The sequence below is a fragment of the Pseudomonas sp. CGJS7 genome, assembly GCF_036961695.1.
The window spans coordinates 26753-35900 of sequence record NZ_JBAMDI010000117.1 but is presented as its reverse complement, the minus strand read 5'-3'; the positions used below and the strand labels follow the sequence as shown (position 1 = coordinate 35900).

General features: G+C 63.2%; 9 protein-coding genes. 3 read left to right on the top strand and 6 right to left on the bottom strand.

Features of this window, described 5'->3' with window-relative positions; translation table 11 throughout:
* The 3 genes from V7787_RS41720 to V7787_RS41710 all read left to right on the top strand — a co-directional run.
* Nucleotides 1-966, top strand: a 966-nt coding sequence (locus V7787_RS41720; protein ID WP_336093441.1) for a BamA/TamA family outer membrane protein, incomplete at its 5' end; no start/stop codon positions are given.
* A gap of 130 nt (nucleotides 967-1096) precedes the next feature.
* Nucleotides 1097-1480, top strand: coding sequence for a hypothetical protein (locus V7787_RS41715; protein ID WP_064492124.1), 384 nt, complete (start codon nucleotides 1097-1099; stop codon nucleotides 1478-1480).
* A 14-nt stretch (nucleotides 1481-1494) separates the two neighbouring features.
* Nucleotides 1495-2460, top strand: a complete 966-nt coding sequence (locus V7787_RS41710; protein WP_064492125.1) for an endonuclease — start codon at nucleotides 1495-1497, stop codon at nucleotides 2458-2460.
* Nucleotides 2461-2502: 42 nt separating this feature from the next.
* Here V7787_RS41710 and V7787_RS41705 read toward each other — a convergent pair whose 3' ends face one another.
* From V7787_RS41705 to V7787_RS41680, 6 genes are all read right to left on the bottom strand, one after another.
* A complete protein-coding gene (locus V7787_RS41705; RefSeq protein WP_104887686.1) occupies nucleotides 2503-3465 on the bottom strand; it encodes a 2-hydroxyacid dehydrogenase in 963 nt (320 codons plus the stop codon).
* 10 nt (nucleotides 3466-3475) lie between these two features.
* Nucleotides 3476-4768 (bottom strand): MFS transporter, encoded by a 1293-nt coding sequence (locus V7787_RS41700; protein WP_010954250.1) that lies wholly within the window; start codon nucleotides 4766-4768, stop codon nucleotides 3476-3478.
* Nucleotides 4769-4823: 55 nt separating this feature from the next.
* Nucleotides 4824-5774 carry a sugar kinase gene (locus V7787_RS41695; protein ID WP_087535524.1) on the bottom strand — a complete coding sequence of 317 codons (951 nt, stop codon included), beginning with the start codon at nucleotides 5772-5774 and terminating at the stop codon, nucleotides 4824-4826.
* Nucleotides 5767-6546, bottom strand: a complete 780-nt coding sequence (locus V7787_RS41690; protein WP_336093438.1) for a sugar phosphate isomerase/epimerase family protein — start codon at nucleotides 6544-6546, stop codon at nucleotides 5767-5769. The genes V7787_RS41695 and V7787_RS41690 overlap by 8 nt, the downstream gene beginning before the upstream one ends.
* Nucleotides 6547-6610: 64 nt before the next feature.
* Nucleotides 6611-7630 (bottom strand): transcriptional regulator PtxS, encoded by a 1020-nt coding sequence (gene ptxS / locus V7787_RS41685; protein WP_010954253.1) that lies wholly within the window; start codon nucleotides 7628-7630, stop codon nucleotides 6611-6613.
* Between the two features lie 259 nt (nucleotides 7631-7889).
* Nucleotides 7890-9137 (bottom strand): cytochrome c, encoded by a 1248-nt coding sequence (locus tag V7787_RS41680; protein WP_336093436.1) that lies wholly within the window; start codon nucleotides 9135-9137, stop codon nucleotides 7890-7892.
* Nucleotides 9138-9148 lie beyond the last annotated feature (11 nt).

Below are 9148 nucleotides of genomic sequence, written 5' to 3'. Positions count from 1 at the left end.
AAGTACAACTTCGGCTTCGTCGACCCCTACTTCACCGCCGACGGCGTCAGCCTGGGCTACAACCTGTTCTACAACAGCACCGACTACAGCGATTACTACGACGATGGGGTTTCGTACTATGCAATCAACAGCTACGGCGCCGGGGTCAGCTTTGGCTACCCGATCAACGAAACCTCGCGCCTGACCTACGGCCTGACCCTGCAGCACGACGACATTTCGCCCGGCACCTACAGCGCTGACGAGATCTACGATTTCATCTCCCGCGAAGGCAAAAGCTTCAACAACCTCAAGGCGTCGATCGGTTGGTCGGAGTCCACCCTCAACAAAGGCGTACTGGCCACCCGGGGCCACTCGCAGAGCCTGACGCTGATGGCTACCACCCCTGGCAGCGACCTGTCGTTCTACAAGCTCGACTACAACGGCCAGGCTTTCCTGCCGGTCACCAGCAACACCACGCTGCGCCTGCACACCAACCTGGGCTACGGCAACGGCTATGGCTCCACCGACGGCTTGCCGTTCTATGAAAGCTACAACGCCGGTGGGCAGGGCTCGGTACGCGGGTTCAAGGACGGTACCCTCGGCCCGCGCAGTACGCCGGCTACCGGGGCCTATTCCAGCGCTGGGCAGGCTTACTATTCCGACCGCGACACCGATGTGCTGGGGGGCAATATCCTGATTACCGGCGGTGCCGAGTACCTGTTCCCGCTGCCCTTCGTGAAGGACCAGAGCCAGCTGCGCAGCTCGGTGTTCGTCGATGCCGGCAACGTGTATGCCGACACCTGCTACCTGTCCACCACCCAAGGCTGCGGCAGCGTCGACCTGGCGCAGATGGCTGTGTCGCTGGGGGTTGGCGTGACCTGGTACAGCCCGATGGGGCCGCTGAGTTTCAGCCTGGCGGCGCCATTGAAAAAGCCGGATAACGCCGAAACCCAGGTGTTCCAGTTCTCGTTGGGGCAGACCTTCTGATGCTGCTCATGAAATGAACCGCGCAGCACGGGGGTTGAGCATTACCCGCTTTTACCCCCGCTTTACCCAAGTTGACAGTCACCTTGCCTAAGCTGGCCAGCACTCGAACCCCGCCCAGCAGGACACCCTCATGCCTCCGTTCACACCCTGTTTCCCTACATCACTGCGCGAAAATGAAATACCCATCGCCCTGCTCGATCTGGTGCAGGAACGCCTGGCCACCCTGCTTGGCCCACGCTTCACGGTGGTACTGGGCGGTAGCGGCAACGGCGATGGTGTCAGTCATTACCACCTCGCAATCCAGCACAACCAGAGCGGGGTTTCCCTGGAGGACTACGGTGACGTCGGTGCCGGTTTCGTCGAGCACCTGCTGCGCATGGGCACCCAAGTGCGGGACATGCTCGACTCAGCCACATTCAACCGAATGGGCAGCGACGACCCTGGCCGACCATTGGTATGGCTCCGCGAGCTGGTCAGCCCCGGGGAAACCATTACAATGCCCGGCCCAACCTGAAATATGTTTTCCCCATGAAATCACTGCTTTACGCCGTAACCTTATTATTTTCCTTTACCCTCCCCGCTCTGGCCAACCCGCCGGCCACCTTCACCGAAGCCAAGGTGGTGGCCAAGCAGAAGGTCTACCTGGACCAGGCCAGCAGTGCCATGGGCGACTTGTACTGCGGTTGCAAATGGACCTGGGTGGGCAAGTCTGGCGGGCGCATCGACGCTGCCTCGTGTGGCTACAAGACGCGCAAGCAGCAGAACCGCGCCGAACGCACCGAGTGGGAACACATCGTGCCCGCCCACACCTTCGGCAACCAGCGCCAGTGCTGGAAGAACGGCGGCCGTGAGCACTGCGTGGACAACGACCCGGTGTTCCGCGCCATGGAAGCCGACCTGTTCAACCTTTACCCGGCCGTGGGTGAGGTCAACGGTGACCGCAGCAACTTCAACTACGGCATGGTCACTGGCAATGCCGGCGAATACGGCCAATGCACCACCAAGGTCGATTTCGTCCAGCGCACCGCCGAACCGCGTGACGAAGTCAAAGGCCTGGTGGCCCGCACCACGTTCTACATGTTCGACCGCTACAAGCTGAACATGTCGCGCCAACAGCAACAGCTGCTGATGGCCTGGGACAAGCAACACCCGGTGTCGGCCTGGGAGAAAGAACGCGACCGGCGCATTGCCGCGATCATGGGCCATGCCAACCCGTTCGTAAGCGGCGAACGCAAGTGGACCGCCGGCTACAAGCCGGTTGGCAGCGGCTTGGTACAGGCGGTGCCGGTAAACGCGGCCAAGCCAGAGGCCAAACCAAGCCTGGCCAGCGCCGGTTCGGTCGGTGCCGTGCTTGGCAACCGCAACAGCCACGTCTATCACCTGTCAGTCGGCTGCCCGGGCTACAACCAGGTTACAGCGAAGAACCAGGTTACCTTCGCAAACGAAGGTGAAGCGCAGGCAGCGGGGTATCGCAAGGCAGGCAACTGCCGCTGACCGTTTCAAAGGCTGCGCGGCCCCTGTGGGAACCGGGGCGCGTCAGCCGTTGACCAGGTTTACCGGCCGCTCACCGGCCAGCGCGCTGAGCAGGTTGTCCACCGCGCAACGCGCCATGGCCTGGCGGGTGTCCTCGGTCGCCGAGCCGATGTGTGGGGTCGCTACCACGTTATCCAGCTGCAACAGCGGCGAGTCGGTCGGCAGCGGCTCGTGCACGAACACGTCCAGCCCCGCACCGCGGATACGCCTGGCCCGCAGCGCTTCGATCAGCGCCTGCTCATCCACCACACGCCCGCGTGAGATGTTCACCAGAATTGCCTCATGCTTCATCAACGCAAGTTCCCGTGCGCCTATCAGGCCTTCGGTGCTGGCACTCAACGGCACCGTCAGGCAAACGAAATCTGCCTGCTGCAACAGCTCATCCAGGCTGCACTGGCATGCGGCATAGCGTGCTTCCACCTCGGGCTTGGCACGCTGGCTGTGATACAGCACGCGCATGCCAAAGCCGGCAGCCGCGCGACGGGCCAGGGCCTCGCCAATGCGGCCCATGCCGACGATGCCTAGCGTCTTGCCGTGCACATCACTGCCAAAATGCGCCGGCCCCAGGTTGGCCTGCCAGCGGCCGTCACGCACCCAGTTCGCCAGCTCCACCACCCGCCTGGCGGTAGCCAGGATCAAGGCAAAGCCTGTGTCGGCCGTGGTTTCGGTCAACACGTCGGGCGTGTTGGTGAGCATCACACCACGCCTGCTGAGTTCAGCAATGTCGTAGTTGTCCACGCCTACCGAAACGCTCGACACCACTTCCAGTTGCGGGGCAAGGTCGAGCAGGCTGGCATCCAGGCGCAGGCTGGCCCCCAGCAACCCGTGCGCCCCCGGTAACGCATCGCGCAGGCGGGCCAGGCCGTCGGGCTGAGTGGTATCCACCCAGGTCACCTCGACGCGATCTTGCAGGCGTGCCATCAGGTCGTCGGACAGGCGTTTATACAGGACGATTCGCTTCTTCATTGCAGGTTTCCTAATGGTTCATGGCCAGACGCGAGCTATCGCGCTTTGCCCGGCCAGAGGTCTGGGAAGTATTGAGCGCAGCGGTAAGCGCCACTGCCGTCAGCAGCGCACCGCACATGAACAGGTAAGAGGCGCCGGGCCCGCCCGTAGCCCCATTGAGGTAGCCCACCAGCCACGAACCGCCAAACGAGCCCAGCGCCCCCATGCTGTTGATCAGCGCCATGGCGCCGCCTGCGACGTTGGCCGGCAGGATCTCGGGCACGATCGCGAAGAACGGGCCATAAGGGGCGTACATGCAGGCGCCAGCAACCACCAGCAATGCATACGACAGCCAGAAATGCTCGCTGCCCAAGGCGTAGGAACCATAGAACGCCAACGCGGCAATCAGCAGCGGCGGCCAGACGAAGCGCTTGCGCTTTTGCAGGCGGTCGGACGCCCAGGACACGCCCACCATTGCCAGCACTGCCGCCAGGTAAGGCACCGAGGCCAGCCAGCCGGCCTGCACGATATCGACGTTCGCCGCCTGCTTGAGAATCGACGGCAGCCACAGCACGAAGCCATACACGCCGATGCTCCAGCAGAAGTACTGCAGCGCCAGGATGATCACTTGCGGCGAGCGGAACGCTTCGCGGTAGTTCTTTACAGGCTTGATACCCTGCTGCTCGGCAGCCAGCGCCTGCGCCAGAGCGGCCTTTTCCTGCTCGCTCAGCCAAGCCACCTGGGCCGGGCGGTCATCCACCAGGCGCCACCAGAAGAACGCCCAGATCACGGCGGGCAGGCCTTCGATGATGAACATCCAGCGCCAGTCGTAATGCTTGATCAGGTAACCGGACACCACCGACATCCACAGAATGGTCACCGGGTTGCCCAGCATCAGGAAGGTGTTGGCGCGCGAACGCTCGGCCCGGGTGAACCAATGGCACAGGTACACCAGCATGGCCGGCATGACCGCAGCTTCCACCACCCCGAGCAGGAAGCGGATACCGATCAGCATGTAGACGTTGCTGACCATGCCGGTAAGCGTGGCAAGGCCGCCCCACAGGATCAGGCAGACGAAGATGAGCTTCTTCACGCTGCGCTTTTCAGCGTAGATGGCGCCGGGCACCTGGAAGAAGAAGTAACCGAGAAAGAACAGCGCACCCAACAACGAAGACAGCACCGGGGTGATGTGCAGGTCTTCGGCCATGCCGGAGGCGGCGGCGAAGCCGTAGTTGGCGCGGTCCAGGTACGCCAGGCTGTAGGTGACGAACACAATCGGGATGATGTACCACCAGCGGCGAGGTGCCAGGCTTTGGCTTTGCATGGTTTGTTTCTCCTGAGCTTGTTGTTTTTGTTGCAACAGGTGATTCGGGGTCGGCTCATGCGCTTCTGCGCAGGTCGTAGGCCTCCAGTTCATGGCGCAGCGGCAGCCCTTCCATGTCGCCCCGCGACTGCACGGCACGGCTGCCGCACCAGTTGCCGCGCGCTACCGCCTCGGCTACCGGACGGCCCTCCAGTAACGCGCTGAGCACACCGACGGCAAAGGCATCACCTGCACCGACGGTGTCCACCACGCGGCTGACTGGCACGGGGGCTACCTGCCCTTCGCCCTTGGCGCTGCGGAAGTAGGCGCCAGCGTCGCCCAGCTTGATCACCACCAGTTCCACCCCTTGGTCCAGGTAGAACGCGGCGATATCGGCCGGGGTGTGCTGACCAGTCAGCAACCGCCCCTCTTCCAACCCTGGTAAAACCCAGTCGGCCTTGGCCGCCAGGGCATTGATTTCGCGCACCATGCTGCTTTGATCGGGCCACAGCGAGGGGCGCAGGTTGGGGTCGAACGATATGCTGCGACCGGCCGCGCGCATCCCGTCCAACAGCGCGTGGGACAGCGCCCGACAGCTGTCCGACAGCGCCAGCGGAATACCGGTAGCGTGCACGTGGCGAGCCTGCAGCCAAACGGGGCTCACCATCGCAGGTGACAGCCTGCTGGCCGCCGAACCGCGGCGAAAGTACTCCACTGCCGGGTCGCTGCCATCCTCGCTGCGGGCCTTGAGCTGAAAGCCCGTCGGGTAGTTGGCATCCACCTCGACACCGGAACAGTCCAGGCCTTCGCAGCGCAAGCTGTCGAGCACGAAACGGCCCAGCGAATCGTCACCAACCCGGCTCAGCCAGCGCACCTTGAAACCCAGCCGCGCCAGGCCGATCGCCACGTTGCTGTCGGCGCCGGCGATGCGTTTGCCAAACTGCCCGACACCGGCCAGGTCACCGGCTTGCTCGGCGACGAACATGGCCATGGTTTCGCCGAAACACAGCACGTCATGTTCATGCATGGTCCAGCTCCTGCGCCGCGCCCAGTGCAGAAAGGTGACGCACATGGGCCCGGGTAAGCGCCAGCAGGTCTTCGCCCACCAGGGGGTACTCGACGGCGCGCACCACGCCCGGCGCGAACTCGGCCATCAGCGCTGCCCACTCCTGCAGGTCCGCAGCCTGCGGCGGTATGGCAACCAGACGGCCATCGGCCCGGCGCTGCACAGCCTTGCAATGCACATAGCGCACCCAACGGCCTAGCTGCCTTGCAGCTTGCCGCGCAGGCTCGGCTTGCCACTGCCAGTTACCGATATCGAACGTCATGCCCAGGCGCAGCCCAAGCGGGTCGACACGCTGGAAAAACTGCAGCATCGGTTCGATCCTGCCACCTTGTGCGGTCTGATCGTTTTCCACCAGCAACAGAGGCCCCTGCGCAGGCAGCAGCGACGCCAGGGCCGTCACATCGTAGTGCTCATCGAAGTGCCCCAAGGAAACCTTCAGCGCCACCGCGCCAAGCGCCCGGGCAATTTCCAGCTTCTGCACCAGCAGCGGGTCGGGCACGCCTTGCGCGGTCCACAGTTCAAGGGGGGTGGAGTACAGGCATTCCAGGCGCAGCGCGGCAATGACCCTGCCCAGCGCAGCTGCGTCCGGTGCGCTGGCGAACAATTCTTCGCGCAATTCGACGCGACTGACGCCAGCGGCTGCCAGCAGGTCCAGAAACTGCTCCTGGCCACGTTGGCGCACAAAGTCGGCGCCGTAGCTGGAGAGACTGATGGAAACGGGGTTCGCTTGCATTGTTCTTGTCCTTATGAAACCGGTTTCATTTTTGATCAACAGCAGGCAAAAGCCTGCCGTTTTCTTACTGGGGTTGGGTTGAACCGCGGATGATCAGGTTGGCCTTGAAGTCGATGCGCCGGGCTGCGCCGCTGTCGCCGCGCAAGCGACCGAGCAGGCTTTCGAAGGCCGCCACGCCGATACGCTCGGTGGGCTGGGCCAGTGCGGTGATGCCTTTGCCGACCAAGGGGTACCAGTCGAGGTCGTCGAGGGCGATCAGCCCGACATCGGCAACCAGGTTGCGCCCGGCCTCGAGCAGCGCCCGGGTGACCGCCAAGGTGGCAACGCCGTTGAAGGTGAAGATGGCTTGCGGACCATGACCACTGTGGGCAAGAAACGAAGCCAGTTGGCCCTGCAGCCCGGCGCCGATTTCCAGTACCTGCTGACGCATGCCTGGCCGTCGGCTGATCGACGCGCCGAATGCCTGCACCCGCTCCAGGCGTGAACTGGTGCCATCGAGGGGTTCGCTGACCGCCAGGATGTCGCGGTAGCCCTGGGCTTGCAGGTGGTCAAGGGCCTGCTCGACTGCGTCAGCATTGTCCAGGCCGACAAGGTCTACATTCAGCTCGGGCAATTGGCGGTCGACCAGCACCATGGGGATGTCACGCTGCAGGTTAAGCAGTTCGCCGGGGTGGTGACCAAGCGTGTTCACGATCAGCCCTTCGACGTTGTAGCTCTGCAGGGCCACCAGGTGGTGACGCTCCTGCTCGTCGTCGCGGTTGGTGTTGCACACCACCAGGCTGTAACCATGCTGACGGCAGGCAGTTTCCACACCGTGCATCACGGCCACTGAATAGGGGTTTAGGATATCGGCCACCAGCATGCCGATCAGTCGCGTCTGGCCGCGCTTGAGGCCGCGAGCCATCTGGTTGGGGCGATAGCCGAGGCGTTCGATGACCTCTTCCAGCCGCTTGGCCGTGGCTTCGGCCAGCAATTGGCGGTCGCCACCGATGTAACGGGAGACGGTGGCTTTGGAAACGCCAGCAACACGCGCCACTTCGCTGATGGTGACCCGTTCGCGGGTATGGGCAGGCGCGTCGGTCATGGGTTTTCCTTATGATTGTTTTAATAGTGATGAAACCGGTTTCAATACAGCAAAAATGCGCGGGTTCGTCAACATGCCGTTGGTCGGGCACGAAGATAGTAAATGTTAAATCGCATTAAGAATATTTCATAGGTTATTGATAGTTATGAATTTATATCTGTGGGACAGGGCCTACCCTGGAATCTGATTACGATGGCACGGGCTTCGCCCGTGTTCGCGGGTAAACCCGCTCCTACGGGCGAGGGTGCAGAAATACACGTCAGCGGAGCGACTTCACATCACCGGCCGTAACGGCACTGCCCTGGTTACCCCAGCTGCTGCGGATGAAATTCACCACCTCGGCAACCTCCTGGTCGCTCAGGCGCCAGCCGAAAGCCGGCATGGTGAAGTTCGACGGCGCAGCGTGCGTTGCCGGTACCGTGCCACCGGCGAGCACCACATGGATCAGCGACGTGGCATCCGCCGTCTGCACCACCGGGTTGCCGGCCAAGGCCGGGAACACGCGGGTGTAGCCCTGCCCGTCGGTGCGGTGGCAGGCCGCGCAGTTGTCGATGTACACCGCCGCCCCAGGCTTGCTGTCGTCACCCTTCCATAGCGCATCGGCTACCTGCTTGTCGTACACATGCGGCTGGTCATCCGGATTACTCGGCGGCAGGGTTTTCAGGTAGCGGGCGATAGCGGTCAGGTCAGCATCACTCATGTGCTGCATGCTGTGCTCGACCACATCGCTCATGCCGCCGAACACGGCGCTGCGATCACTGCGCCCAGTCTTGAGAAACTGCACCAACTGCGCTCCGCTCCAGCTGCCCAGGCCGTCTTTGTGATCGCCACGCAGGTTCTTGGCAATCCAGCCTTCCAGCGGTGCGCTGCCGGCCAGAAACTGCTCGCCATCGGCCGCGCTCAGGGCCTTCTCCTGCATGGTCAGCGCCCGCGGCGTATGACAAGCGCCACAATGCCCCAGGCCCTCGACCAGGTACGCACCGCGGTTCACCACAGGGTCAGCTGTCGCCGATGCCTGCCAGGGCTTGGCCTCTGGTGCGAACACGCCGCGCCAGATTGCCAGTGGCCAGCGCATGCTCAGCGGCCAGGGAATGTCAGAGGCCTTGTTCGCCTGCTCGACAGGCGCCACGCCCTTCATGAAATAGGCGTACAGCGCCTGCATGTCCTGCTCGCTGACCCGTGCATAAGACGGGTATGGCATGGCCGGATAGAGCGTACTGCCGTCCTTGCCGATCCCCCTGCGCACGGCCTGGTCGAAGTCTTCGAAGCTGTACTGGCCAATGCCACTGGCCGCCGGGGTGATGTTGGTGGAGTACACCGTGCCAATCGGCGTTTCCATCGGCAACCCGCCGGCAAAGGGTTTGCCGCCTTTGGCGGTATGGCAGGCCACGCAGTCACCGGCGCGGGCCAGGTACTCGCCCAGGCGTACCTGCGCATCGTCATTCGCTACGGCCTGTGCAGCCACACCGGTACCCAGCACCAGGGTGGCGATCAACAGTGTCTTCATGCTCATCGCTC

What these genes read in the sequence shown, in the direction of transcription:
- V7787_RS41715 (WP_064492124.1), top strand. Translation starts at nt 1,097, where the DNA reads ATGCCTCCGTTCACACCCTGTTTCCCTACATCACTGCGCGAAAATGAA.
- V7787_RS41710 (WP_064492125.1), top strand. Translation starts at nt 1,495, where the DNA reads ATGAAATCACTGCTTTACGCCGTAACCTTATTATTTTCCTTTACCCTC.
- V7787_RS41705 (WP_104887686.1), bottom strand. Translation starts at nt 3,465, where the DNA reads ATGAAGAAGCGAATCGTCCTGTATAAACGCCTGTCCGACGACCTGATG.
- V7787_RS41700 (WP_010954250.1), bottom strand. Translation starts at nt 4,768, where the DNA reads ATGCAAAGCCAAAGCCTGGCACCTCGCCGCTGGTGGTACATCATCCCG.
- V7787_RS41695 (WP_087535524.1), bottom strand. Translation starts at nt 5,774, where the DNA reads ATGCATGAACATGACGTGCTGTGTTTCGGCGAAACCATGGCCATGTTC.
- V7787_RS41690 (WP_336093438.1), bottom strand. Translation starts at nt 6,546, where the DNA reads ATGCAAGCGAACCCCGTTTCCATCAGTCTCTCCAGCTACGGCGCCGAC.
- ptxS (WP_010954253.1), bottom strand. Translation starts at nt 7,630, where the DNA reads ATGACCGACGCGCCTGCCCATACCCGCGAACGGGTCACCATCAGCGAA.
- V7787_RS41680 (WP_336093436.1), bottom strand. Translation starts at nt 9,137, where the DNA reads ATGAAGACACTGTTGATCGCCACCCTGGTGCTGGGTACCGGTGTGGCT.